Annotated in this window: 23 protein-coding genes; 12 read left to right on the top strand and 11 right to left on the bottom strand. The window is 71.3% G+C overall.

The window, feature by feature from the left end; all coding sequences use genetic code 11:
• Positions 1 to 47: 47 nt before the first annotated feature.
• The 4 genes from AB0O48_RS05040 to AB0O48_RS05055 form a co-directional block, all read right to left on the bottom strand.
• Positions 48 to 773: a hypothetical protein gene (locus AB0O48_RS05040; protein WP_357571965.1), complete on the bottom strand. Its 726-nt coding sequence runs from the start codon at positions 771 to 773 to the stop codon at positions 48 to 50.
• Between the two features lie 57 nt (positions 774 to 830).
• The gene (locus tag AB0O48_RS05045; RefSeq protein WP_357251831.1) at positions 831 to 1,175 is read right to left on the bottom strand and encodes a toxin-antitoxin system HicB family antitoxin; all 345 of its coding nucleotides are present in this window, start codon (positions 1,173 to 1,175) and stop codon (positions 831 to 833) included.
• The gene (locus AB0O48_RS05050) at positions 1,175 to 1,390 is read right to left on the bottom strand and encodes a toxin HicA (RefSeq protein WP_365063276.1); all 216 of its coding nucleotides are present in this window, start codon (positions 1,388 to 1,390) and stop codon (positions 1,175 to 1,177) included. Before AB0O48_RS05050 ends, AB0O48_RS05045 begins: the two co-directional genes overlap by 1 nt.
• 70 nt (positions 1,391 to 1,460) lie before the next feature.
• Positions 1,461 to 2,213 carry a TIGR03089 family protein gene (locus tag AB0O48_RS05055; protein ID WP_365063039.1) on the bottom strand — a complete coding sequence of 251 codons (753 nt, stop codon included), beginning with the start codon at positions 2,211 to 2,213 and terminating at the stop codon, positions 1,461 to 1,463.
• 145 nt (positions 2,214 to 2,358) lie between these two features.
• Here AB0O48_RS05055 and AB0O48_RS05060 point away from each other — a divergent pair, with 145 nt between their 5' ends.
• A complete protein-coding gene (locus AB0O48_RS05060) occupies positions 2,359 to 3,486 on the top strand; it encodes a hypothetical protein (protein WP_365063042.1) in 1,128 nt (375 codons plus the stop codon).
• 54 nt (positions 3,487 to 3,540) lie between these two features.
• Positions 3,541 to 5,841 carry an esterase-like activity of phytase family protein gene (locus AB0O48_RS05065; RefSeq protein WP_365063045.1) on the top strand — a complete coding sequence of 767 codons (2,301 nt, stop codon included), beginning with the start codon at positions 3,541 to 3,543 and terminating at the stop codon, positions 5,839 to 5,841.
• A gap of 134 nt (positions 5,842 to 5,975) precedes the next feature.
• Here AB0O48_RS05065 and AB0O48_RS05070 read toward each other — a convergent pair whose 3' ends face one another.
• From AB0O48_RS05070 to ligD (AB0O48_RS05080), 3 genes are all read right to left on the bottom strand, one after another.
• Positions 5,976 to 7,025 carry a hypothetical protein gene (locus AB0O48_RS05070; protein ID WP_365063047.1) on the bottom strand — a complete coding sequence of 350 codons (1,050 nt, stop codon included), beginning with the start codon at positions 7,023 to 7,025 and terminating at the stop codon, positions 5,976 to 5,978.
• A gap of 100 nt (positions 7,026 to 7,125) precedes the next feature.
• Entirely contained in the window at positions 7,126 to 8,052 is a 927-nt protein-coding gene (ligD, locus tag AB0O48_RS05075; protein ID WP_357251814.1) for a non-homologous end-joining DNA ligase, read from the bottom strand.
• Positions 8,042 to 8,983, bottom strand: a complete 942-nt coding sequence (gene ligD, locus AB0O48_RS05080) for a non-homologous end-joining DNA ligase (protein WP_365063050.1) — start codon at positions 8,981 to 8,983, stop codon at positions 8,042 to 8,044. The genes ligD (AB0O48_RS05075) and ligD (AB0O48_RS05080) overlap by 11 nt, the downstream gene beginning before the upstream one ends.
• An 85-nt stretch (positions 8,984 to 9,068) precedes the next feature.
• Between ligD (AB0O48_RS05080) and AB0O48_RS05085 the strand changes: the two genes are divergently transcribed.
• From AB0O48_RS05085 to AB0O48_RS05110, 6 genes are all read left to right on the top strand, one after another.
• Positions 9,069 to 10,091, top strand: coding sequence for a Ku protein (locus tag AB0O48_RS05085; RefSeq protein ID WP_357251808.1), 1,023 nt, complete (start codon positions 9,069 to 9,071; stop codon positions 10,089 to 10,091).
• A 74-nt stretch (positions 10,092 to 10,165) separates the two neighbouring features.
• Positions 10,166 to 10,804, top strand: coding sequence for a DUF4241 domain-containing protein (locus AB0O48_RS05090; RefSeq protein WP_365063054.1), 639 nt, complete (start codon positions 10,166 to 10,168; stop codon positions 10,802 to 10,804).
• Between the two features lie 146 nt (positions 10,805 to 10,950).
• Positions 10,951 to 11,637 (top strand): FKBP-type peptidyl-prolyl cis-trans isomerase, encoded by a 687-nt coding sequence (locus tag AB0O48_RS05095; RefSeq protein WP_365063057.1) that lies wholly within the window; start codon positions 10,951 to 10,953, stop codon positions 11,635 to 11,637.
• 187 nt (positions 11,638 to 11,824) lie between these two features.
• A complete protein-coding gene (locus AB0O48_RS05100; protein WP_365063279.1) occupies positions 11,825 to 12,652 on the top strand; it encodes a hypothetical protein in 828 nt (275 codons plus the stop codon).
• Positions 12,653 to 12,684: 32 nt separating this feature from the next.
• On the top strand, positions 12,685 to 13,338 hold the full coding sequence (locus AB0O48_RS05105) for an HAD family phosphatase (protein WP_357251799.1): 654 nt from the start codon (positions 12,685 to 12,687) through the stop codon (positions 13,336 to 13,338).
• A 28-nt stretch (positions 13,339 to 13,366) separates the two neighbouring features.
• The gene (locus AB0O48_RS05110) at positions 13,367 to 14,377 is read left to right on the top strand and encodes an NADPH:quinone reductase (RefSeq protein WP_357571955.1); all 1,011 of its coding nucleotides are present in this window, start codon (positions 13,367 to 13,369) and stop codon (positions 14,375 to 14,377) included.
• Positions 14,378 to 14,562: 185 nt separating this feature from the next.
• Here the strand turns inward: AB0O48_RS05110 and AB0O48_RS05115 are convergent, their stop codons facing one another.
• A complete protein-coding gene (locus AB0O48_RS05115; protein WP_365063282.1) occupies positions 14,563 to 16,197 on the bottom strand; it encodes a fatty acid--CoA ligase in 1,635 nt (544 codons plus the stop codon).
• Positions 16,198 to 16,268: 71 nt separating this feature from the next.
• Between AB0O48_RS05115 and AB0O48_RS05120 the strand changes: the two genes are divergently transcribed.
• Positions 16,269 to 16,760 (top strand): NUDIX domain-containing protein, encoded by a 492-nt coding sequence (locus AB0O48_RS05120; protein WP_357251793.1) that lies wholly within the window; start codon positions 16,269 to 16,271, stop codon positions 16,758 to 16,760.
• Positions 16,761 to 16,781: 21 nt separating this feature from the next.
• Here the strand turns inward: AB0O48_RS05120 and AB0O48_RS05125 are convergent, their stop codons facing one another.
• Positions 16,782 to 17,816 (bottom strand): aldo/keto reductase, encoded by a 1,035-nt coding sequence (locus tag AB0O48_RS05125; protein WP_357251790.1) that lies wholly within the window; start codon positions 17,814 to 17,816, stop codon positions 16,782 to 16,784.
• Positions 17,817 to 17,943: 127 nt separating this feature from the next.
• Between AB0O48_RS05125 and AB0O48_RS05130 the strand changes: the two genes are divergently transcribed.
• Positions 17,944 to 18,576, top strand: a complete 633-nt coding sequence (locus AB0O48_RS05130) for a TetR/AcrR family transcriptional regulator (protein ID WP_357571952.1) — start codon at positions 17,944 to 17,946, stop codon at positions 18,574 to 18,576.
• A 148-nt stretch (positions 18,577 to 18,724) separates the two neighbouring features.
• Here the strand turns inward: AB0O48_RS05130 and AB0O48_RS05135 are convergent, their stop codons facing one another.
• Together AB0O48_RS05135 and AB0O48_RS05140 are read right to left on the bottom strand one after the other, a co-directional pair.
• Positions 18,725 to 20,401 carry an MDR family MFS transporter gene (locus AB0O48_RS05135; RefSeq protein ID WP_357251784.1) on the bottom strand — a complete coding sequence of 559 codons (1,677 nt, stop codon included), beginning with the start codon at positions 20,399 to 20,401 and terminating at the stop codon, positions 18,725 to 18,727.
• A 170-nt stretch (positions 20,402 to 20,571) separates the two neighbouring features.
• Positions 20,572 to 21,111: a type 1 glutamine amidotransferase domain-containing protein gene (locus tag AB0O48_RS05140; RefSeq protein ID WP_357251781.1), complete on the bottom strand. Its 540-nt coding sequence runs from the start codon at positions 21,109 to 21,111 to the stop codon at positions 20,572 to 20,574.
• A gap of 155 nt (positions 21,112 to 21,266) precedes the next feature.
• On the opposite strand from AB0O48_RS05140, the gene rfaE2 reads away from it, so the two are divergent.
• Together rfaE2 and AB0O48_RS05150 are read left to right on the top strand one after the other, a co-directional pair.
• The gene (gene rfaE2, locus AB0O48_RS05145) at positions 21,267 to 23,087 is read left to right on the top strand and encodes a D-glycero-beta-D-manno-heptose 1-phosphate adenylyltransferase (protein WP_357571949.1); all 1,821 of its coding nucleotides are present in this window, start codon (positions 21,267 to 21,269) and stop codon (positions 23,085 to 23,087) included.
• Positions 23,084 to 23,962 carry a glycosyltransferase family A protein gene (locus tag AB0O48_RS05150; RefSeq protein WP_357251774.1) on the top strand — a complete coding sequence of 293 codons (879 nt, stop codon included), beginning with the start codon at positions 23,084 to 23,086 and terminating at the stop codon, positions 23,960 to 23,962. The genes rfaE2 and AB0O48_RS05150 overlap by 4 nt, the downstream gene beginning before the upstream one ends.
• The last annotated feature ends 1 nt before the right edge of the window (position 23,963 follow it).

Below are 23,963 nucleotides of genomic sequence, written 5' to 3' on the forward strand. Positions count from 1 at the left end.
TCAGGCCGATCGATGACGCAAACCTCTTGATCAACGGAGTGGATGGGCTACGGCGTGGGTGGTGGGCAGCGGTCGGGGAGGGTGACCTCGCCGGGGCGGTGGTCGAAGGTGTCCATGGTGAACCACTCGTCCAGCTCCGGGTCGAAGAGGTTCTGCAGGCCGAACTGCAACACCTGCCACCACCGGGTCGGGTCGTGCTGGTCGACGTAGATGTCGCCGAGCGCGAGCGGGAACCGGAAGAACTCCCCCGGCACGGTGGAGCCCCCGACCACACCGACCCGCCAGTGGTCGACGTGCCGGTCCTGGTCACCGTGCAGGACCTCCGGCCCCACATACCGCGCGGTCTTCAGCTTGTCGTTGAAGATCTGCCGGTTGAAGAACCCCGGCACCTTGCTGCACGCGCGGGGCGGGAAGAGCGGAATGTTCGGCCACTTGTAGGTCAGCGTGTAGAGGGTGTTCTCGTAGATCAGGTTGGTGAACCAGATCGGATGGTCCGGGCCGCCGGCGGTCATCTGGCTGTTGCCGTCGCGGCCCTGCCACGAGAACGGCACGTCGATGCCGAGGTCCCGCACGACGTACCGACCGGTGCCCTGGAAGTCGGCGGGGAGCAGCGGCGGGCGCGGCTCGCGCGGGTCGGGGGTGGTGGGGCCGTCGGCCTGGGCCGCGCGGGGCAGCGGCGCCGCCGCCGGACCCGGCGCGACCACCCCGAGGGCGAACAGGGTGACGCGGCCCTGATCGACTCGGTTTTCAAGAGGTCGCGGCGTCCGGGACACGTTGATACCCCGGTTTCACCAAAGCCGAATCGGTCAGAGCAAGCGCTGCCCGACTGCTCAGGCGGCGCGCAGTTTCCGTAAGACGTACTGGTTGAGGCTCATCCCATCCTCGGCAGCCTCGATGGCGAGTTCGCGATGGAGGCTCTCCCCGACACGGAGGTTGAACTTGCCCGAATAGCTTCGTTCCGCGAACGGCTGCGGCACCGGCTCGCCCTGCTCCTCCATATCCGCGATCACCTCCTGCACGAGACCCTGAAGACCTTGCAGCGCCTCAACCTGTGCGGGGGCCAGCCAGGAGAGCGACGGAAACTCGGCGCAGGTGGCGACGAACTCCTGGTCATCGACCGACCAGGTGACGCGGTATGTGTAGTGCGTGATTTCGGGACGGGCGTCGGGTTGCATCACATCGCCTCCTTCTTGTCGATCGCCTTGAGGACCTGCCGGACCTGATACGCCTTGGCCTTGCCCTTGTCGTCCTGGATGTTGACGCGTGGGTCACCGACCCACGGCATCCTGAACACGGCATGCGAGGTCCCCGCCTGCCGCGGCTTCCCGAAGTAGTGCTCGCACACCCGATAGAGATCGTTGTAGGCGATGTTCTGCTGATGCAGTCGCATCGCTTCCACGAGCTTGGCTATCGAGGGCGCCCAGCAATGGTACTACCCGCAGTACCACCGCTCCACCCATTCAAAGGATGCGCGTCGCCCGCTCGGCGGCGGCGACGGCGTCCCGCCGGGCTGGGTAGAGGTTGGCGCTGATCACCACGGACGCGCCGGCCGAGAGCGGCGCGAGCAGCCACTTCAATGGCTCCTCGTGCTCGGCGGCGTCGACCAGCAGACGATCACCGGCGCGCAGGCCCAGCATCTTCGCGTACTCCTGGGCGATCGCGCCCCACTGGCCGTAGGTGGTGCCGTCCGCGGTGGCCGGGTCCGACGGGCGGATGGCGGTGTGCTCGGGCGTCGCCTCGCCGTGGCGAAGCACCTCGGCGGACCAGTCCAACCAACCCAGCGGCACGTCGGCCAACCGCCCCGGGCCGGTGCCGACGAGGTAGCGGTGTGGCGCGTCCGGCACGTCCTCCAGCCAGTCGTCCTGCCGCTGCGGGGTCACCAGGACCGCGTCGAACGGCCGGTCACCGCCCGGTTCGAGCACGGGCAGGCCCGCGGTGGCGCGCGGTCGGAACGACACCGCCAGGCCCGAGGCCCACGCGCCCAACAACACCGCGGCGGTACGCCAGTGCGGCGGCAGCAACACCGCTACGCGGCTGCCGGGGCCGAGCCCGCAACCGTCCCGCAGCAGGCTCGCGCTGCGCGCCGCCCAGACGCCGACCTGCTGTGCGGTCAGGTCGACGCGCTCGCCGGTCGCCTCGTCGCGGTAACTGAGCAGGGGCTGCTCGGCGTCGGCGGGTTGGGCCGCCAGTTCGGCCGTGACGGTTGGCTGCATCTCCACGCTCCCCGGGTTGACGTCGGCCCCACCCTACGCAACGACTTTGGTCGCTCCGATCGCCGCCCGATGGCCGTATCGGACGACCGCTTGGCCTCCGCACGGTACGAGGTGACAGGCGAAACGCCACCGCCGAGGAGCGCCCATGCCGACCGGACCCGACCCCGCCGCCGCCGACCACCCGGCCGCCGCCGACCACCCGGTCGCCGCTGAGCAGCCGGTCGCCACCGACCAGCCGGCCGCCGCTGAGCAGCCGGCCGCCACCACGCGGCTGCCGTTGCGCCGGCGGCTCCTGCCGGTGATCGCGTTGCTGCTGCTCGCGCCCTGGGCGGCGGAGTGCTCGTGGGGCGGCTTCGCCATCGACGACTTCCTCCCGGTGCTGATCTTCCTGGGTCCGATGTACGGCGGCGCGGCGATCCTGATCCGGGAGACCGCTCGGCACCTCGGCGCGAGTTGGCCGACGATCGTGCTGCTCGCCGCCGCGTTCGGCGTACTCCAGGCCGGGCTGGTCGACCAGTCGCTGTTCAATCCCGACTTCCTCGACGACACCCAGTACGCCGACACCCGGGCCGCCGCCGAGGCGACGCTGGTGCCGGGGCTCGAATTCAGCCTCCGGCAGGCGTTCGACTACGTGGGCAACCACATCGTGCTGACGATCTGCGCGCCGATCGTGCTGATCGAGTCGTTCCTCGGGCGGGACCGCCGGCTCCGGCCGTGGCTGGGCCGACCCGGTCTCCTCGTCGTCGGTCTGATCTATCTGCTCGGCAGTCTGTTCATCTTCTCCAACATCAACGAGGACAAGGGCTTCCTGGCCAGCCCACTCCAACTGGCCTTCACCGCCGTGGTGGTCCTCGCGCTCGTCGGAACGGCGCTGCTGCCCCGCTGGCGCCGCCCCCACCCGCGCCGGGCCCGTCGGGCGCCGCATCCGCTCTGGGTGGGTCTGCCGATCGTCCTCGTCCGCCTCGGCGCCGACCTGATGCCCGGCTGGCCGGGGATGGCGATCGCGCTGGCGCTCGCGGCGGCCGCCGGAGGGCTGATCGTCTACTGGTCGTCGCGCAGCAATTGGGGGCAGCGGCACGTGCTTGTCGCCGGTAGCGCGGGCCTGGTCATGGCCGCCGCGTTCGCGTACGTGGTGCCGCCGTACTCCCCGGCCTCTCCGGCGGCTGCCCTGGCCGGCGACATCGCGGTCACCGTCGTCACGGTCGTCCTGTTCGGCGGTGCCTGGTGGCGGCTGCGCCGGGGTTCGCCGACTGTTCATGTCGGCGCAAGCTGACGCTCCCCGACAACTGTCAGCCTCCGTCCGGGTACGACCTAACGGAGGAAGTCCTTGACTCTCAGAAATGCATTCGCCGCGCTCACCGCAGCCGGTGTCGCCGCCGCCAGCCTGACCGGGGCCACCCCCGCGTCGGCCGGCGGACACCACCACCCGTCGCTCGCCTTCGACCGGGTCGCCACGTTCCCGGTGTTCCAGAACCGCCCGGCCGGGGAGGACCCGGCGACCGCGACGGTCGCCGAGATCTCGGCGGTCAGCGAGGACGGCCGCACCCTGATCCACACCGACGCGCTGGCCCGACGCATCGGCTTCCTGGACATCTCCCGCGCCGACCGGCCGCGCGGCCTCGGCACGCTCTCCCTGGCACAGCTCGGCAACGCCGAGGACGAGCCCACCTCGGTCGCCGTGGTCGGTCGGTACGTGCTGGTGGTGGTGAACACCAGCGGCAGCTACACCGGGCCGTCAGGTCGGCTCGACGTGATCGAGCTGGCCAGCCGGAAGCGGGTGGCCAGCTTCGACCTCGGCGGTCAGCCCGACTCGATCGCGATCAGCAAGGACAAGCGGTACGCCGCGATCGCCATCGAGAACGAGCGCGACGAGGAGGCCACCCCGCCCGGCGGCGAGGAGGGCGACCTGCCCCAGGCGCCCGCCGGTTTCGTGCAGATCGTCGACCTGACCGGGAAGTCCCCGGCCGGTTGGCGGCTGCGCCCGGTCGCGCTGACCGGCGCCGACGGGAGCGCGCTGCCCGCCCTGGTCCAGGCCGGTCTCGCCGCGCCGACCGACCCGGAGCCGGAGTACGTCTCGATCAACAGCCGCAACCAGTTGGCCGTGACGCTCCAGGAGAACAACGGCGTTGCCCTCATCGACCTGCCCACCGGTCGGATCACCACGGTGTTCAGCGCTGGCACCGCCACGATCAACGGGATCGACACCAGGAAGGACGGTGTCATCGACCTGACCGGCAGCATCACCGACGTCCCCCGCGAGCCGGACGCGGTGGCCTGGGTCGACGACCGTTACCTGGCCACGGCCAACGAGGGTGACTGGCACGGAGGCACCCGCGGCTGGTCGATCTTCGACAGCCGCAGTGGCCGGGTCGCCTGGGACGCCGGCAACACCTTCGAGCGGCTCGCCGTCACCTATGGGCTGCACAACGAGGACCGGGCCGCCAAGAAGGGCACCGAGCCGGAGGGCGTGGCCGTCGCCGAGTACGACGGCGTGCGGTACGCGTTCGTCGGCTCGGAGCGCAGCAACTTCGTCGCCGTCTACGACCTGGGCGACCCCACGAAGCCCGTCTTCCGGCAGGTGCTGCCGACCACCAACGGACCGGAGGGACTGCTGCCCATCCCGTCCCGCGGGCTGCTCGCCGTCTCCAGTGAGGAGGACGACGCCTCGGTGAACGTTCGCGCCTCGGTGTCGCTCTTCCAGCTCGGCAGGGGCACCCCGGAGTTCCCGAGCATCGTCTCCGGCGCGGACCGCACCGGCACCCCGATCGGTTGGGGCGCGCTCGGCGCGTTGAGCGCGGTGCCGGGCAAGCGGGACCAGCTCTACAGCGTCACCGACGCGGCGTACAGCCAGACCCGCATCCTCACCATCGACGCGAAGCGGTCGCCGGCCCTGATCACCGGCGCCCTGCCGGTGCGGGACGCGGCCGGCACCCCGGTCGGGTACGACGCGGAGGGGATCTTCGCCCGCCCGCAGGGCGGCTTCTGGCTGGCCGTCGAGGGTGCCAAGGGCGCGGAGAACAAGCTGGTCCGGCTCGACGCCGCCGGGGTGACCCGGCAGACCGTCGCGCTGCCCGCCGAGGTCGCCGCCGGCCTGGGCAAGCAGGGCCTGGAGGGCGTCACCGCTACCACCGACCGGCAGGGTCGGGAGATCGTCTGGGTGGCCGTGCAGCGGGAGCTGAGCACCGACCCGGCCGGGATCGTCCGGCTGGGTCGCTACGACGTCACCGCGGGCACCTGGAGTTGGTACGGCTACCAGTTGGACGCCACCAGCGTGCCCGGTGACTGGATGGGCCTCTCCGAGATCACCGTGGTCGGCGACCGGCTCGCGGTCATCGAGCGGGACAAGCTGAACGGGCCGGCCGCCACGGTCAAGCGGATCTACACGGTGCCGCTGCCGGGCGCGGCGGCGACCGGCCCGCTGACCGTGCTGCCGAAGACGCTCGCCGTCGACGTGCTGCCCGCGCTGCGCGCCACGAACGGTTGGACCCAGGAGAAGCTGGAGGGCCTGACCGTCGCGGGCAACGGCGAGGTGTACGCGATCACCGACAACGACGGGGTGCAGGACGCCACCGGCGAGACGGTGCTCCTGCGCCTCGGCTCCAGCCGGAAGGTCTTCGGGCACCGCTGATCGGCAGCGCTCGGAGAAGCCACCTCGGCCCGGCGTCCACCCACGTGGACGCCGGGCCTCCCTCTTTGCCAGTGCCACGATCGCGATCCCGGCCGGTACGCCTCCGGCCGGTCACGCGCCTTCACGCCGGAAGGTCAGGCAAGCCGCCGGGCGCGGGTGGCGGTGACCGTCGCGGTGCCACTGCTCGACAAGCCGGAGATCAGGTACGCCCGGTAGGTGCCATTCGGCAGCACCGTCCACAGGTCCGGGGTGCCGTCGGCGTTGATGTCGGCGGCCTGCAGCGCGCTGATCGCGACGCCGGTGTTCCAGTTCGTCGCCACCCGGTACTGGGTGTGCGTCAACGTGCCGGTGCCGTCACCGTTGTCGACCATGGTGACCCCGGTCCACAGGTACAGGTGCCCGGTGCCGGCGTTACGCAGGAAGAGAGCCACCCCCGACGCGGTCTCGGTGCTGGCGATGGTCCAGTTCTGCCAGTCCGCCGCACCGGTCGGCGTGGGGTTGGTCAGGTCGGTGACACCGTAGTAGAGGCCCGGCGCGTGGAAGTTGGGGTGGTAGCCGAGCCGGTAGCCGTTGGTGGCGTCGCCGGCGATGCCGAACAGATCCGGGATGCTGGTGTCGACGCCGTCAGCCTGGAACGCGTTCGCGAGTTGCAGAGGGCTGTTGCCGTTGGCGTCGGCCAGAAACTCGTACGGGATGGAGAACTGGTTGTTGTAGGGGCTGGGCATCGTGCCGTCTCCGGCACCGCGGAGAAGGATGGCGGCACCGGCGGAGTTGCCGGTCGGGTAGTAATAGAGGAAGTCCTGGCGTTCGCTGCCGGTAAAGCGGCCGGTGATGACCTGGGCGCCGTCGAAGTCCGCTCCGGACTCGTCTCCGCCGACACCAGTGCCGAGTAGGCCGATGTTGATGGCCGGAGTCTGCACCTTGCCGGTGCCGACGCCGGTCTTGCGAGACTTCAGGCCGAGCGCCGACCAGACGCCGGAGGCGAGGCGAGTGCCTGGGCCGCCGACAGCGACCAGGTCCGCGACGCCGTCACCGTTGAGGTCCTTGTCGACCGGACCGGCGGTGACGGTGGGCGTGGGCTTCGCCTCGGCCCGGGCCGGCAGGGCCGGGGCGAGCGCGGTCAGCGCCAGCGCCACGGGCGCGGTCCAGGCCAGCACGCGGCGGGAAGTGAAGGACTTGGTCAAGGGTTCCCCCGTGTTGTTAGGAGTTGCGGCTCGGACGGTACCGGACAAGAACAACTGTCACGAGCCGTGCAAACCCGTCCTCCCGGAGCCTTGGTCCGCGCTAGCTCGACCGGCTGATGGCCGGCAGTTCCGGGCCGCCGTCGAGCAGGGGGGCGAGCAGGTCGTCGTACTCCTCGACCCGGGCCAGGACCTCGGCGGCGGTGAACTGGCGGACGGCCGGCTTCCGGCCGCGGGCGCCGGCCTCGACCTCGTCCCAGGTCAGCGGCGTCGACACCGACGGCACCGACTGTGCCCGCAACGAGTACGGCGCGACAGTGGTCTTCGCCGCGTTGTTCTGACTCCAGTCGATGAAGACCTTGCCGGGGCGCAGGTTCTTCGCCATCTTCGACACGATCAGCTTCGGGTGGGCCTTCTCCAACTCCTGGGCGATCCGCCGCGCGTAGGCGGAGACGTCGTCGGAGGGCTGGGTGCCCGCGATCGGGCAGCAGAGCTGCATGCCCTTCTTGCCGGACGTCTTGGGGTACGACTCGATGCCGTCGTCGGCGAGCCGGTCGCGCATCAACACTGCCACCGGACAACACTCGGCGAGCCCGGCCGGCGGCCCCGGGTCCAGGTCGACGACCATCATGTCCGGGTGTTCGCCGACCTTCCACTGCGGCGTGTGCAGCTCCAACGCGGCCAGGTTGGCCAGCCACACCAGGGTGGGCAGGTCGTCGGCGACCACGTAGTCGATGGTCTCCCGGCCCTTCGTCGACCCGGGCGCGGGCAGATTTTCCACCCGCACCCAGTCCGGGGTGGCGGCCGGCGTGTTCTTCTCGAAGAACGACTTGTCGTCGACGCCGTTGGGGAAGCGGATCCGGGTCACCGGCCGGTCGCGCAGGTGCGGCAGCAGCACCGGCGAGATCCGCGTGTAGTAGTCGATCACCTCACCCTTGGTGAAACCGGCCGCCGGGTAGAGCACCTTGTCCAGGTTGGAAAGCTCCAGCGGGCGGCCCTCGACGTCCACCCGTAGCCGCTCAGCCGGCATCGTCGACCTCCTCCGGCGGCTTGTCCGGGCGCAACCGCAGCACCCGGGGGAAGCGCAGCCGGCCGTCCGGGGTGCGCTGGCCGTACTTCACCTCCACCACCACCCGAGGTTCTACCCAGATGGCACCCCGGGCATCCTCGCGCGGCACACCCGGTGCGAACGGTGACACGCCGGAGCGCAGCGGCTCCAACTCGGCGAGGAGCTGCCGCTCGATGGCCGCCCCGATCCCACCGCCGACCCGACCCCGGTAGATCAGCCGGCCGTCCGGACCGGGCACCCCGACCAGCAGCCCGCCGATCCGACGCGCGCCCGGTCGCCAGCCACCGATGACGAAGTCGCCGGTCACCTCCAGCTTGACCTTCACCCAGTCCGGCGAGCGCACCCCCGGGCGGTAGACGGCACCGACCCGCTTGGCCATCACGCCCTCCAGGCCGTGCTCACCGGCCGCCTCGTAGGTGGCCGGCCCGTCGGCGAACATCGGCGGCACCGCCCACCGGAGGCCACCGAGCGCGAGCGCCTCCAGCGCCTCCCGGCGGCGCTCGTACGCCCAGCCGGTCAGGTCGTCCCCGTTCAGCCGCAGCAGGTCGAAGATCATGTACGTCACCGGCATGACCGCCGCCAACCGGGCCGCCTTGGCCCGGTCCCGGACGTGCATCCGCTCGGCCAGCGCGGTGAACGACGGCTGCCCGCCCTGACCGAGCAGCACCACCTCACCGTCGAGCAGCGCGTCGTCGACCTGCTCGTAGAGGGTGGCCAGCTCGGGGTACGCGGCGGTGATCTCCACGCCGGAGCGGGCGTACAGGTGCTGGTCGCCGCCGGAGATGTCGGCGAGCGCGCGGACCCCGTCCCACTTGAACTCGTACGCCCAGCCGTCACCCGCCGGGAGCGGCCCGGTCATCGCGAGCATCGGCTTGAGCGGCGCGCCGGGCACGACCCGACTGTAGTAGCAGGCCGAACACCTCGCGTCCGGTTCATCGGGATGCGAGCATGGTCGATACCGGGGAAGGGAGCGCAGGATGCGTGCCATCTGGAAGGGAGCCGTGTCGTTCGGGCTCGTCTCGATCGGGGTGAAGCTCTACTCCGCCACCGAGGAGAAGGACATTCGGTTCCACCAGGTACACCGTGAGGACGGTGGCCGGATCCGCTACAAGCGCACCTGCTCGGTCTGCGGCGAGGAGGTCACCTACGACGACATCGCCAAGGGCTACGACATCGGCGGCGGCGAGATGGTGATCCTCACCGACGAGGACTTCGCCGACCTGCCGCTGACCAGCTCCCGCGCGATCGACGTGTTGGAGTTCGTGCCGGCCGAGCAGGTCGACCCGATCCTCTACAACAAGGCGTATTTTCTCGAGCCGGAGGGCACGGCCACCAAGCCGTACGTGCTGCTGCGCGACGCGCTCATCGACTCGGAGCGGGTGGCCATCGTCAAGGTGGCGCTGCGTCAGCGGGAGCAGCTGGCCACCCTGCGGGTCCGCGAGGGAGTCCTGCTGCTCAACACCATGCTCTGGCCGGACGAGATCCGTACCCCGGACTTCGGTTTCCTCGACGAGGACCTCAAGGTGCGCCCACCAGAGTTGGCGATGGCCAGTTCCCTGATCGACTCGATGACCGGCGAGTTCGAGCCGGACGTCTTCACCGACGACTACCGGGCCGCGTTGCAGGAGGTCATCGACGCCAAGGTGGAGGGTCGGGAGGTCGTCCAGCCGGAGGAGGTCGAGGAGGCCCCGGCCGCGGCGGTGGACCTGATGGCCGCGTTGAAGGCGTCGGTGGAGCGGGCCAAGGCGGCCCGCGGCGAGCAACCCGCCCGTGGTGGCGGTGGCGGCGAGCCGACACCGATCTCGTCGGCCCGGTCGGCGCAGAAGGCGGCGGAGAAGAAGGCCGCCAAGGCCCCCGCGAAGAAGACCGCGGCGAAGAAGACGGCCGAGAAGAAGACCGCCGCGAAGAAGGCCGAGCCGGCCAAGAAGACCGCCGCGAAGAAGGCGGAGCCGGCGAAGAAGACGGCCGCCCGCAAGACCGCACCCCGCAAGAGCGCCTGACCGGTACGGCAGCGACGGCGATGTCCGGCGGGCCGGGTACGCTCCGCCGGCCGCTGGCCACCGGAGGAGCCCCCATGCCGTACACCCCTGACCTGGACCGGTTGTTGACGCCCGGCGCCCGCTTCACCGACCAGCACGGCGCGTACCTGATCGAGGTCCACCCGGTGGACGACGTGGTGCTGCCCACCGGGCAGGTGGTCGGGTGCGACCCGCTGGTCTGCCCGGACGCCGAGCCGTTCACGGTCACCGTGCCGCCGGGGCGATATGCCGCCCGCGCCTGGGTGGCCGTGGTGCTCCGGGAGGACGCCGAGGTCGACCGGCGGGTGGCCGCACTGGAGTTGGTCGTCTCCGCCGAGCCGACGACTCGGTGGGAGCCGGCCGTCGCGGGCGACCAGGACGTGTCCACGCTCGGCGCGGACGACTACTTCGGGTACGGGGTGGACGCCGGTGTCGGCACCCTCGCCGACCCGACCGCGCTCGGTGTCCTGGAAGGCTGGGACTACGACCGGGTCGAGCAGGTCTTCCTCTCCGGCGAGCTGCCCACGTCCCCGGTCCCGAGGCTGATCAATGCCGTCCTGGACGAGGCCAGCGGGGCCAACGTCGTCACCGTGGCCACCGGTTGGGGCGACGGCTGCTACGGCACCTGGATCGGGCGTACCGCCGACGGCCGGGTCACGTCGTTCGTGACCGACTTCATGGTCATCCCGGGATAACCGCCCGGGAACGGCCCGGAACTGCCGCGCTGGGCGATCCGAGGTGTCCGTGGCCGGCACGGTGGGCCGTGGTGCGGGTACCGTGTGCGTCGGCTTTCCCCCCGGCACCGGGTGCCGGCCACACTTCGCAGCAGGGAGTCGACGACGTGAGCGAGCGGACGCAGCAGAACCGGCCGGCGGACCAGGACCAGAGCCCGGCGACCAAGTCGGGGCGCCGGCTGGCCGCCCAGTTGGCGGCGAAGAAGGCTGCCGACCGGAAGCGCAGGCGCAACGCGTGGGCCAGCGGTCTGGCCGCCGTCGCCGTTGCCGGCGTGCTGATCGGCGTGTTCGTGACGATCGGCGGCGGTGGCGACGACAAGCCCAAGAAACAGGCCGACGCGACCCCGTCCGCGTCCGCCCCGGCCCCCGACGGCCCCGACGCCGCCGCGCCCCCCGCTCCGCAGTTGCCGGCCGGCGCCGACCCGGCGCTGGGCAGCAAGCCGACGGTGAAGCCGGGCACGGGCGAGCTCAAGAAGCTCACGGTCACCCCGCTGATCAAGGGGACCGGCCCGGCCGTGCAGAAGGGCCAGAACATCACCACGAACTACGTGGGGGTGCTCTACAAGGACGGCAAGGAGTTCGACTCGTCCTGGAACAGCGGGCAGCCGGCCACCTTCCCGATCGGCGTCGGCCGGGTCATCCCCGGCTGGGATCAGGGCCTGGTCGGCGTGACCGTGGGCAGTCGGGTGCAGCTCGACATCCCGATGGAGCTGGCGTACGGCAAGGACGCCGCCGCGCAGGGTGCTCCCGAGGGGCCGCTGCGCTTCGTGGTGGACGTGCTCGCCGCCCAGTGACCCCGTCCGGATCGCCCCGGTTGTCGCCGGGGCGCGATGGAGTTGTTCACATGGGGCTTCCGGCCCGTCACCCAGCGGCAGTAGGTTCGGCGTCACCCCGGGCGGTTCGCCGTCCGGGGTGATCCGGGACTCCGACGCGGAGGTGCAGATGACGGCGCTGGACGAGCCTGGGCGGACCGCCCGGTCGATGTGGGCCTACTTCGAGCCGGTGCACGCGGTCACCTACCTGCACCCTCGGGCCCGCGCCGCGTACGAGGCGGTCGGCTTGCGCGGCTACTGGCGTGGTTACTTCGCCGGCCGGGCCGCGCCGCTGGGCGCCACCGAGGCGGCCCCGGTGATCGCCGCCTTCTTCACCTTCTCGCCGCCGATGGTGTCCCGCGCGCTGCCGGCCGTGTGGCGGTTGGCCACCCCGCCGGAGGCGCTGCGCGCCCGCCTGACCGGTGCCGTGCAGGCGCTGGCCGAGCTGACCTACGAGCTGCCGGAGTCGCACCTGGCGGAGGCCGCCGACCTGCTGGAACGGGCCGCCTCGGCGGCGCAGACCGCCGGCCGGGTGCTCGGCGCGGCCAACGCGGCGCTTCCGGTCGGGGAATATCCGCTGGCGCGGCTCTGGCAGGCCGCCACCACGCTGCGCGAGCATCGGGGGGACGGGCACGTGGCGGCGCTGGTCGCCGCCGGCCTGGACCCGGTGGAGACGCTGACCGGGCGGGTCGCTCTGGACGGTTCGCAGCCGCAGTACCTGCTGGGCCGGGGCTGGTCCGAGGAGCAGTGGCACGCCGCCCGGAAGCGGCTCACCGAGGGGGGTTGGCTGACCGGGGACGGCGCGGCCACCGACCACGCCCGGGCCGGGTTCCAGGCCATCGAGGACGCCACCGACCGGGCGGCTGCCCACCCGTGGCAGGCGCTCGGCCCGGACGGCACGGACCGCCTCCGGGAGTTGCTGGAGCCAATTGCCAGGTCCGCCCACACCCTGCTCCCCGAGAGCAGCCCACTCGCCCTGCCCGCGCTGCCCGGCTGACCGGGCACCCGCCGATCGGGCAGGATGGGCGCGTGACTGATGCGGTGGTCTTCGACCTGGACGGCGTGATCGTGGATTCCGAGCCGGTGTGGGAGGAGGTCCGCCGGGCGTACGTGGCGACGCACGGCGGGACGTGGCAGCCGGACACGCAACGTCGGCTGATGGGGATGAGCACCGGCGAGTGGGCCCACTATCTCAGCGGTGAGCTGGGCGTTGGCCGCACCGCCGAGCAGGTCGCCGTCGAGGTGGTCGAGGAGATGACCCGACGCTACCGGGACCACGTACCCCTCATCGCCGGCGCCGACCAGGTGGTCCGCCGATTGGCCGCACGGTGGCCGCTGGGGTTGGCCAGTTCGTCGCCGACCCGCCTGATCGAGGCGGCGCTGGCCGCCACCGGTCTGACCGACGCGTTCGGGGCGACCCTTTCCACCGAGCAGACCGAGCGGGGCAAGCCGGCACCGGACGTCTACCTGAGCGTCGCTGAGCGCCTCGGCGTCGACCCGGCTCGCTGTGTGGCGGTGGAGGACTCGTCGAACGGGGTGCGGTCGGCCGCCGCGGCGGGGATGCGGGTGGTGGCCGTGCCGCACGGGTCCTACCCACTCGACCCGGATGCCGCCCGGCTCGCCGTGGTGACGCTCGGGGCGATCGGGGAGCTGACCCCGGAGCTGGTGGAGAGCCTGGGTTGACGCCGGCCGAGAGGGGTAGAGACCACCAATGAAAGCGATCGTGTACGAGCAGACCGGCGACCCTTCGGTGCTGGAGCTGGTCGATCGGCCGGTGCCCGAGCCGGGGGCCGGCGAGGTTCTGGTCCGGATGGCGGTGTCGGGGGTCAACCCGACCGACTGGAAGTCCCGGCGCTCCTCCGCGCCGAAGGGTTGGCAGATTCCCGGGCAGGACGGCGCGGGAGTGGTGGAGGCGGTCGGCGACGGGGTCGACCCGGACCTGATCGGTGAGCGCGTCTGGATCTGGGAGGCCGCCTGGCAGCGGCCGTGGGGCACGGCGGCGGAATACACGCTGGTGCCGGTCCGACAGGCGGTACGCCTCGGCGACGCCCCGTTCGAGCTGGGGGCGGCCCTGGGCATTCCGTTCCTCACCGCGCACCGCTGCCTGACCGCCGGCGAGTTCATGCCGGACACGCTGCGCGCCGGTGCGCTGGCCGACCACACGGTGCTGGTGCAGGGCGGGGCGGGCGCGGTGGGCAACGCCGCGATCCAGCTCGCCCGCTGGGCCGACGCCACGGTGGTCGCCACGGTGAGCAGCGCCGAGAAGGCCCAGCTCGCGGCGGCTGCCGGTGCCTCCTACGTGGTGAACTACCGGGAGCAGGACGTGGTCAAGGAGGTCCGCAAGATCGCTCCCGACGGGGTGCACACGATCGTGGAGGTCTCCCCTGCCCGCAACGCCGCAATCGACGCACAGGTGCTGCGGCACGGCGGCGCGGTCTGTATGTACGCCGACGACGGCGGCGACGAGGTGAGCATCCCGATCCGGGCGATGATGGTGCCGAACGCCAGGTGGCAGTTCGTGCTGGTCTACACCGAGCCGAAGGCGGCCAAGGCGCAGGGCGTCAAGGACGTGGCGGCGGCGGCCGACCAGGGCGGTCTGCGGGTCGGCGCCGATGCCGGCCTGCCGCTGCACACCTACTCCCTGGCCGAGACGGCCGCGGCGCACCAGGCGGTGGAGGACTCGACGGTGGGCAAGGTGCTCATCGCCACGAGCGACGCCTGATCGGGTCGCTGACCACCCGATTTCCCCGTCATCAGGACAGAGGCGAACAAGTTTCGCAACAATGACTATGCGGGTCACCCCGCGTGGAACGGGCGGCCCCGGCGCGGTGCGAACGCCGGGGCCGCCCCTGCGGAGGAATGTCGCGTGACACTCCCCGCCGTGCGGCGACAGTGCCGGAGGAAACGTTACGGCGCTGTCAGCTCCCGGACAGTCAGCTCGCCGTCGGCGTACCGCGAACGGACGACCTTCTTGTCGAACTTGCCCACGCTGGTCTTCGGCACCGTGTCGATGAACGCCCAGCGCTCGGGCAGCTGCCAGCGCGCCACCGAGCCGGCCAGGAAGTCCCGCAACTCCTCGGCGGTCACCGAGGCGCCCTCCCGGACCACCACGGTGGCCAGCGGACGTTCGTCCCACCGCTCGTCCGGCACGCCCACCACGCACGCCTCCAGCACCGCCGGGTGACCCATCAGCGCGTTTTCCAGTTCGACCGAGGAAATCCACTCACCGCCGGACTTGATCACGTCCTTGGCGCGGTCGGTCAGGGTGATGTACCCGTCCGGCGAGAGCGTGCCCACGTCGCCGGTGCGCAACCAGCCGTCGCGGAACTTCTCCTCGTCCGGGGCGTCGTCACCGACGTACCGGGCGGTCACCCACGGCCCACGGACCTCCAGCTCGCCCACGGCGGTGCCGTCGGCGGGCATCGGGTCGCCGGACGGGCCGACGATCCGCGCCTGCACGCCCGCCGGCACCCGCCCCTGGGTGTAGCGGTAACGCCAGGCCTCTTCGCCGGTCGCACCGGCCGGCGGGCGGGAGACCGACCCCAGCGGGGACATCTCGGTCATCCCCCAGGCGTGGATGACGTCGATTCCGTGCCGCTCGTCGAACGCGTGCATCAGCGCCGGCGGGCACGCCGAGCCGCCGACGATCACCTCGGTGAGCGAGGACGTGTCCACATCGTGGGTGTCCAGGTAGGCCAGCAGATCCGTCCAGATCGTCGGGACCGCGCCGGCCAGGGTGGGCCGCTCGGCGGCGATCATCTCGGCGATCGGCGCGGCCTGGAGGAACCGGTCCGGCATGATCAGCGACGCGCCGGAGAGGAAGGCCGCGTAGGGCAGACCCCACGACATGGCGTGGAACATCGGCACGATGGCCAACTCGCGGTCGGTCGGTCCGAGACCGAAACCCTCCGGCATGCAGACCTGCAACGAGTGCAGGTAGATCGACCGGTGCGAGTAGGCCACGCCCTTCGGGTTGCCGGTGGTGCCGGAGGTGTAGCAGAGCGCCGCGGCGTCGTGCTCGTCCACCTCGGGCCAGTCGTACACCTCGGGCCGGTCGGCGAGCAGCGCGTCCCAGTGGTGCACGGTTATCCGGTCACCGGCCGCCGCCACCAGCGGAGCCGGGTCACCGCCACCGACCACCACGACGTGCCGCACCGTGGTCAGCTCACCGATCACCCGGGCCAGCAGCGGGATGAGCGTGCTGTCGACGAGCACCACCCGGTCCTCGGCGTGGTTGGCGATGTAGACGACCTGGTCGGGAAAGAGCCGGATGTTGAGCGTGTGCAGCACCGCACCCATGCTCGGCACCGCGAAGTAGGCGACCAGGTGCTCGTTGTTGTTCCACATGAAGGTGGCGACCCGCTCGTCGCCGGTCACCCCACACTCGTCGCGCAGCGCGTGTGCCAGCCGGGCGGCGGTGCGACCAACCTCGGCGTACGTCATCCGGCGGGGCTCGGCGCCCGTCCAGGTGACCACCTCGGCAGAGCCGTGCACTCCTGCGCCGTGATCGAGGATCCGGGAGACCTGCAGAGGGGCGTCCATCATCGTGCTACGCATGGGTAACAAGCTAGTGTCGGCGGTCACACGTTGGGAACCCCCGTAAGTTGTCGCAGGTGAGCATTTCCTGGGCCGACTCGTACGTGGGGCAGTTGCGCGCGCTCGCCGGGGATCGGACGCTGATGTTCGTCGGTGCCCGCGCCGTGGTCAGCGACAACGCGGGACGCATCCTGCTGATCCAACGCTCGGACAACGGCCAGTGGGCCATGCCGGCCGGGGCGATGGAGTTGGGCGAGTCGATCGCCGACTGCGCGGTCCGCGAGGTCCGCGAGGAGACCGGGCTCCGTGCGCTGCGAGTCTGCGCGTTCGCCCTCTACACCGGCCCGGACCGGACGAGCACCAACATGTACGGGCACACCTACCAGGTCTTCACCACGGCGTTCAAGGTGGAGGAGTGGGACGGGCAGCTCGCCCGGGTCACCGACGAGACCACCGACGCCGGCTTCTTTCCCCGCGACCGCTTCCCCGCCCCGCTCTCCACCTCGGTCACCGAAACCCTTGCCGACCTGGACGTCTTCGAACAGACCAACCGGCTCATCCTCAAGTAGGGCGACCCCGGGGGCCGTGCCTCACTGCGGGTGACGGAGGCCGGCGAAGAACCCCTCCTGGATCCAGTTCGGGTACGCGACCGGCAGCTTGGTGACCTCGTCCAGCTCGGTGAGGTCCTGCGCGGTGAGCGTGAGGTCCGCGGCGGCGATGTTGTCCACCAGCTGCTCGTGCTTGCGGGCACCGACGATCACGCTGGTCACGGCCGGCCGGGACAGCAGCCAGGCGACCGCCACCCGGGCCGGGCTGACCTCGTGCCGCTCCGCGACGCCCTTGAGCACGTCGACCACGCCGAAGGCGGTCTCGGGGTCGAACGGCGTGAAGCTGGCGTAGCCAGGCTGGGCGCTACGGGCACCACTGTCGGCGACGGCGCCGTCCCGGCTGACCTTGCCGGAGAGGAAACCGCCGGCGAGCGGGCTCCACACGGTCAGCCCGATGCCCGCGTCGAGTGCCATCGGCACCACGTCGCGCTCGACGTCGCGACCCAGCAGGGAGTAGTACTCCTGCACCGAGACGAAGCCGGCCAGCTTCTCCCGGGCGGAGATGCCCAGCGCCTTGGACAGCTGCCAGGCGGCGAAGTTGGCGGCGCCGATGTAGCGGACCTTGCCCTGCCGGACCGCGTCGTCGAGCGCGCGCAGCATCTCCTCCATGGGAGTGACCTGGTCGAAGTTGTGGATCTGGTACAGGTCGATGTGGTCGGTGCCGAGCCGCCGCAGGCTGTCCTCCAGGTTCTGCATGATGTGCAGCCGGGAGGTGCCGACGTCGTTCGGGCCAGGGCCGGTCCGGGAGTGGACCTTGGTGGCCAGCACCACGTCGCGACGCCGCTTGCCGAGCGCCTTGCCGAGCAGTTCCTCGCTCTCGCCGTCGCTGTAGCCGTCGGCGGTGTCGACGAAGTTGACCCCGGCGTCCAGCGCGGTGTCCACCAGCCGCTGCACCTCGGGCAGCGCCAGGCCGCCGAGGGTGCCCCAGAGCGGGTGCCCGCTGCCGCCGAAGGTCATCGCGCCGAGCGAGATCTCCGAGACGTACACCCCGGTGGTGCCCAGCAGTCGGTACTTCACGTGTCGCTCCTCGTGAGGCGGAGTTCGGAGGCCATGGTCGGGCGCTCCCTGGTCACTATGTCGGACACTGTGTCCGGCAACGAGCGTACGTCGCCGATCGAGCACCTGGCCACCTAGGATTCCGGCTATGCCCTCGATCACCCGCCGCCGCCCGAGCAACCCCGACGGGCGAGCCGCCGTCGAGGCCCGGGTGCTGGCGGCCACCGAGCGACTGCTTCAGCAGGGGGCTCGCTTCACCGACCTCGGCGTCCAGCGGATCGCCGCCGAGGCGGGGGTGGCGCGGTCGACCTTCTACACCCACTTCCGGGACAAGAGCGAGCTGCTCATGCGCCTCGCCGGCACCATGCGGGAGAGTTCGTTCGGCCGCACCGGCGAGTGGAACCCCGGCGATCCGGGCGATCCGCTCGCGGTGCTCACCGAGATCTTCGCCGACGTGATCCGGATATACCGGACGTACGCCCCGGTGCTGGCGGCGATCAGCGAGGTCGCCGCGTACGACGAGGTGGTCCGGGAGTACTGGGCGGCGGGGTTGGAGCAGTTCGTCACCCGTACCGTCGACGTGCTCCGGATCGAGCAGCAGGCCGGGCGTACCCCCGCCGACCTGGACGTGACGACGGCCAGCCGGCTGATCGTGGTCGGCGGCGACCGCTTCCTGGCCGACCACGTCAGCACGACCTCGGCCGACCCCGAGACCGACGCGGCGGCCGCCCGGGAGTTGGCCGCGACCTGGTGGTACGGCGTCTACCGCCGCCCCGCCTGACCCTTTCGCCCTCCAGGTCAACTCCGACTCACGGAAGTCGGGGCGTCCCTACCACCTGGACACCCCGACTTCACTGACCCCGAGTCGATCACGACGGTCGGCCGGTTGCCTCAGGCCGCGGTCGGGACAACTGGCCGGCCGGCACCGGTCAGATCATCGTCTGGGACTTGGCCTCCATGTCAGCGGCGGCCTCCTCCTTGGACTCGCGGGTCAGCGGCTTGCCGCCCGGGGCCGGGGCCTCACCGCCGAGCGGGTCGGCGCCGCCGGTGGCACCCTGCGGGCCGGCACCCCGCAGTTGCGTGTTCGGCAACGTCAGGGTGACCACCACCGCCACGATGGCGATCAGGCCGGCGGTCAGGAAGACCATGTCCAGCGCGTCGACGAAGGCGCCCTGGATGGCCGCGCGTACCGGCCCCGGCAGGGCCAGGATGGTGGCCGGATCGTTGATCGAGATGTTGGTGCCGCCACTGGCCGCCACGGCGGCCTGCTCCTGCGGCGGCAGTTGCGCGATCGCGCCGGGCAGCCGGTCACCGAGCCCGCTGGCCAGCCGGGACGAGAGCACCGTGCCGAGGATCGCCACTCCGAACGAACCACCCAGCGACCGGAAGAAGGTCGCCGAGGACGTGCCGGCGCCCAGGTCGCGGACGGACACCGCGTTCTGCACCGCCAGGATCAGCGACTGCATACACAGACCCAGGCCGATGCCGATCACCACCATGAACCCGAACGCCACCCAGAGGGAGGTGCTCACCTCCAGCCGGGTGAACAGGAACATGCCGACCAGCAGCGTCACCGACCCGGCCACCGGGAACCACTTGTACCGGCCGATCCGGGTCATCGCGCGACCGGTCAGGATCGAGGTGATGATGATGCCGGCCATCATCGGCAGCATCAGCAGACCACTGCGGGTCGGCGAGGCGCCCTTGACGATCTGCAGGTACAGCGGGATGAAGATGATCGAACCGAACATCACCAGACCGATGACCAGAAGCGCCGAGTTGGCCAGGGCGAAGGTGGCGCTGCGGAACAGCCGCAGCGGCAGGATCGGCTCGGCCACCCGGGCCTCCTGGAGGACGAAGAGCACCCCCAGCACCGCACCGACGACGAACAGCGTGATGATCACACCCGATCCCCAGGCGTACTCGTTGCCACCCCAGCTCAGCGCGAGCAGCAGCGAACTCACCCCGGCGACCAGCAGCCCGGCACCGAGCCAGTCGATCGAGTGGTCCCGCCGTTCGAACGGAATCAGCCGCATCACGTGGTAGCAGACCACGATGGCCAGGATCGCCAGCGGCACGTTGATGTAGAAGATCCACCGCCAGTCGGTCTCCGCGAAGTACCCGCCGACCAGCGGCCCGGCCACCGACGAGATCCCGAAGACCGCACCGAAGAGGCCCTGGTAGCGCCCACGCTCACGGGGTGACACCACGTCCGAGATGATGGTGAACGCGAGCGTCAGCAGACCGCCGGCGCCGAGGCCCTGGATGCCCCGGGTGATGATCAACTGGGTCATGTTCTGCGACAGCCCGGCCAGCAGCGACCCGACCAGGAACGTGCCGATCGAGAAGAGGAAGACCGGGCGGCGCCCGTACAGGTCGGCCATCTTGCCGTAGAGCGGCGTCGACGCCGTCGAGGCGAGCAGGTACGCGGTGACCACCCACGAGTAGTGGTTGATCCCGCCCAGTTCCCCGACGATTGTCGGCAGGGCCGTACCGACGATGGTCTGGTCGAGTGCGGCCAACAGCATGCCGGTCATCAGGCCGAACATGAGCAGCCGGATCTGCTGACGATTCAGCACCGGCGCGGCGGAGGCTTCGGTGGTCATGTGCCCTTCTATCCCGCGAGCCGCAGAACATGCGCCCAACCCCGCAAAAAACCACCCCACCAGCCCTCACCGGACCCCCTCCCCTGCCCTCCACACCGGTGATCAAGAGATTTGCGTCATTTTCGCGGCCCAGACTGACGCAAACCTCTTGATCACCGAGGCAAAGGGGGTTAGGCGGCGAAGGTTTTGGTGATTTCTTCGCAGAAGGCGGGGAGGTCGTCGGGGTTGCGGCTGCTGGTCAGGTTGCCGTCGGTGACGCACTCCTCGTCGACCCAGGTGGCGCCGGCGTTCGTCAGGTCGGTACGCAGGCTGGGCCACGACGTGATCCGTCGGCCGCGCACCACGTCCGCCTCGATCAGGGTCCACGGACCGTGGCAGATCACCCCGACCGGCTTGCCCGCCTCGAAGAACGCCTTCACGAACTGCACCGCGTCCGGGTCGCTCCGCAGGAAGTCCGGGTTCGCGACACCTCCGGGGAGCACCAGCGCGTCGTAGCCGTCGGCGTCCGCCTTGTCCGCGGTCACATCCACGTCGTACGTCTTCGACTGGTCCAGGTGGTTGAAGGACTGGATGGATCCGGGCTTGAGCGAGACCAACTCGACGGTCGCGCCGGCGTTCTCGACCGCCTCACGCGGCTGGACGTACTCGACCTCCTCGACGCCGTCGGCGGCCAGGAAGGCGATCCGCTTGCCCTGTAGTTGCGCTGCCATCTCGGTACATCTCCTTTCCGGGGTTACCTCAATTCCCTTCCCGCCTCCGGACGTCCGAAACGACCCAGCCGGGCGCTAAGGGCACGGTGGGGACACAGCCGCAGGTCAGGCGCGGCTCAGGTTTGGCCAGGAGGGCGCTGGGGACCCGGGGAGGCATGGCAGGAGCAGCAGCGGAACAGCGCCGGCTCGCCACCGTCGTGGAGAGCTGGCTCGAACGCCCAGTCCTGATCGTCGGTGACGCCATGTTGGACGAGTGGCGGTTCGCCGACTCCGACCGGCTCTGCCGAGAGGCGCCCGCACCGGTCCTCACCCTGCGCCGACGGATCTCCGCCGCCGGTGGGGCCGCGAACACCGCGGTGAACGTCGCCGCCCTCGGCGGCCGGGCGGTGCTGGTGGCACCGGTCGGCGCCGACGTGGCCGGTGACGAGTTGCACGACTGTCTGGACCGCGCGGGCGTCTGGGACCGCACGGTCAACCAGCCCGGACGGCCCACCCCGGTCAAGCGGCGGATGCTGGCCGGCAACCAGATCCTGCTCCGCGAGGACTCCGGAGACCCGGACGACGCGCTCGACCCGGAGGGCGTGACCCGACTGCTCACCGCCCTGAGCTGCGCCACCGAGGAGCTGCGCGCCGCCGCCGGCGGGCAGGCACCGACCCTGGTGGTCTGCGACTACGGCCTGGGTGCGCTGCCCGCGCCGGTCCGCGCGTGGCTGGTCGAGCAACGCGAGCGGTACGCCACCGTCGCGTTGGACGCCCACGACCTGGCCGACTGGCGGGGTCTCGCACCGACAGTTGTCACGCCCAGCTTCGCCGAGGCGACCCGGCTGCTGGCCCGAGCCGGCGCGACGACCCGACCGACCACCGGCATCGACCTGCACCTGGAGCACCCGCACGGCGACCCGTCCGACGGCCCGTCCGAACTGAGCGTGGGCGCGGCCCCGGGCGGGGTACGCGCCGACGAGGTCACCGAGAACCACCCGGGACCGGTCGGTGAGCCCACCCCGGGCGAGGACCGGGTGGCTCTCACCGGCGACGGGCTCAGCGTCACCGGCACCGGCGTCACCGTGAACACCCGGGCCGGGGAGGGCGTCGACCGGGCCGTCCTGGCGGAGTCGCGCCTCGCGGAGTTGCGCGCGCACACCGGCGCCGACGTGGTCGCGGTGACCCTGGACACCGAGGGGGCGGTGGTGGGTGGCGCCGACGGGGAGCCACGGCGCAGTCACAGCACGCCGGTCCCGGCGAGTCACGCCGTGGGCGCCGGCGACGCGTACCTGGCGGCGATGACGTTGGCCCTGGCCGCCGAGGCGCCGCTGACCACCGCCGCCCAGCTCGCCCAGTTGGCGGCCACCATCACCGTCTCCGACACCGGCACCTGCGTGTGCCGGCGGGAGGATCTGCTCACCGCGCTCGGCCAGCCGACCGAGACGATGAGCCATCCCGCGCTGGTCGGCACCGACGAGTTGGACGCGATCGTCGCCGAGTACCGCGAGGCGGGACGGTCGGTGGTCTTCACCAACGGCTGCTTCGACGTGCTGCACCGGGGGCACGTGCGCTACCTGGAGCAGGCCCGCGCACTGGGTGACCTGCTGATCGTGGCGGTCAACTCGGACGGCAGCGTACGCCGGCTGAAGGGTCCGGACCGGCCGGTCAACCCGGTCGAGGACCGGGGTGCCCTGCTCGCCGCACTCGCCTGTGTGGACCATGTGGTGGTCTTCGAGGAGGACTCACCCGCCGCGCTGATCGAGGCGGTCCGGCCGGACATCTATGTCAAGGGCGGGGACTACCCGCCGGAGCTGGTGCCGGAGGCGCCGCTGGTGCGCCGGCTGGGCGGCCAGGTGCACACCCTGGGGTACGTGCCGGACCGGTCCACCTCGGCGATCATCGAGCGGATCCGGTCACACAGCCAGGACCCGTCGCCGCCCACCGCTGAGCGGGAGCCCGACCCGTCGCTCAGCTCCCGTACCCAGGCGTCGTGAACCGCCCCCTCGACCTCGGCACCCCGGCGGAGTTCCGCACCGACCGGCTGGTCGACGTGTTGATTCCGACCCGGAACCGACCCGCCGAGTTGGCGGTCACCCTGGGCGGACTCGCCGCCCAGGACGGGGTACCCGGCTTCGGGGTGGTGGTCAGCGACCAGTCCGACGGGGATCCGGCGTACGCGCATCCCGCCGCGGCCACCATGGTCCGGGCGCTGCGGCACCGGGGTCACCCGGTGCTGCTGACCCGCCGGTTGCCCCGCCGGGGGTTGGCCGAACACCGGGCGTACCTGCTCGCTTCCTCGACCGCCCGGTACGTCCTCAGCCTCGACGACGATGTCTGGCTGGAACCGGGGACGCTGCACCGGTTGGTGACGGCGATCGGGGAGCTGGGCTGCGGATTCGTCGGCAACGGAGTGCACGGGCTGTCGTACGCCGATGACGTGCGGCCGGACTCGCACGGGCACTACGAGGAGTGGGCCGGCCCGCCCACGCCGGAGCGGATCCGACCCGACACCCCGGAGTGGAACCGCGCGCGGATCCACTCGGCGGCGAACCTGCTGCACATCACCGATCGACTGGCGCTGCCGCCGGGGGCGTGGCGGGCGTACAAGGTCTCCTGGATCGGCGGGTGCGTGCTCTACGACCGGGCCAAGCTCGTCGACGCCGGCGGCTTCGACTTCTGGCGTCGGGTGCAGGAGAAGCACCAGGGTGAGGACGTGGCCGCGCAGCTCGCGGTGCTGGCCCGTTACGGCGGTGCGGGCATCCTGCCCAGCGGCGCGTACCACCTGGAGTCCCCCACCACCGTCACCGACCGGGACGTGGAGGCGTGGGAGGTCGTCCTCGCCGACGAGGACAGCCCGCAGCCGGCCTGAA

The sequence above is a fragment of the Micromonospora sp. NPDC085948 genome (genome assembly GCF_040686315.1).
Classification (GTDB): Bacteria; Actinomycetota; Actinomycetes; order Mycobacteriales; family Micromonosporaceae; genus Micromonospora.

What these genes read in the sequence shown, in the direction of transcription:
- AB0O48_RS05050 (WP_365063276.1), bottom strand. Translation starts at nt 1,390, where the DNA reads ATGCGACTGCATCAGCAGAACATCGCCTACAACGATCTCTATCGGGTG.
- AB0O48_RS05085 (WP_357251808.1), top strand. Translation starts at nt 9,069, where the DNA reads ATGCGTGCCATCTGGAAGGGAGCCGTGTCGTTCGGGCTCGTCTCGATC.
- AB0O48_RS05100 (WP_365063279.1), top strand. Translation starts at nt 11,825, where the DNA reads ATGTGGGCCTACTTCGAGCCGGTGCACGCGGTCACCTACCTGCACCCT.
- AB0O48_RS05110 (WP_357571955.1), top strand. Translation starts at nt 13,367, where the DNA reads ATGAAAGCGATCGTGTACGAGCAGACCGGCGACCCTTCGGTGCTGGAG.
- ligD (WP_357251814.1), bottom strand. Translation starts at nt 8,052, where the DNA reads ATGCCGGCTGAGCGGCTACGGGTGGACGTCGAGGGCCGCCCGCTGGAG.
- rfaE2 (WP_357571949.1), top strand. Translation starts at nt 21,267, where the DNA reads ATGGCAGGAGCAGCAGCGGAACAGCGCCGGCTCGCCACCGTCGTGGAG.
- AB0O48_RS05045 (WP_357251831.1), bottom strand. Translation starts at nt 1,175, where the DNA reads ATGCAACCCGACGCCCGTCCCGAAATCACGCACTACACATACCGCGTC.
- AB0O48_RS05055 (WP_365063039.1), bottom strand. Translation starts at nt 2,213, where the DNA reads ATGCAGCCAACCGTCACGGCCGAACTGGCGGCCCAACCCGCCGACGCC.
- AB0O48_RS05060 (WP_365063042.1), top strand. Translation starts at nt 2,359, where the DNA reads ATGCCGACCGGACCCGACCCCGCCGCCGCCGACCACCCGGCCGCCGCC.
- AB0O48_RS05115 (WP_365063282.1), bottom strand. Translation starts at nt 16,197, where the DNA reads ATGGACGCCCCTCTGCAGGTCTCCCGGATCCTCGATCACGGCGCAGGA.
- AB0O48_RS05130 (WP_357571952.1), top strand. Translation starts at nt 17,944, where the DNA reads ATGCCCTCGATCACCCGCCGCCGCCCGAGCAACCCCGACGGGCGAGCC.
- AB0O48_RS05140 (WP_357251781.1), bottom strand. Translation starts at nt 21,111, where the DNA reads ATGGCAGCGCAACTACAGGGCAAGCGGATCGCCTTCCTGGCCGCCGAC.
- AB0O48_RS05135 (WP_357251784.1), bottom strand. Translation starts at nt 20,401, where the DNA reads ATGACCACCGAAGCCTCCGCCGCGCCGGTGCTGAATCGTCAGCAGATC.
- AB0O48_RS05090 (WP_365063054.1), top strand. Translation starts at nt 10,166, where the DNA reads ATGCCGTACACCCCTGACCTGGACCGGTTGTTGACGCCCGGCGCCCGC.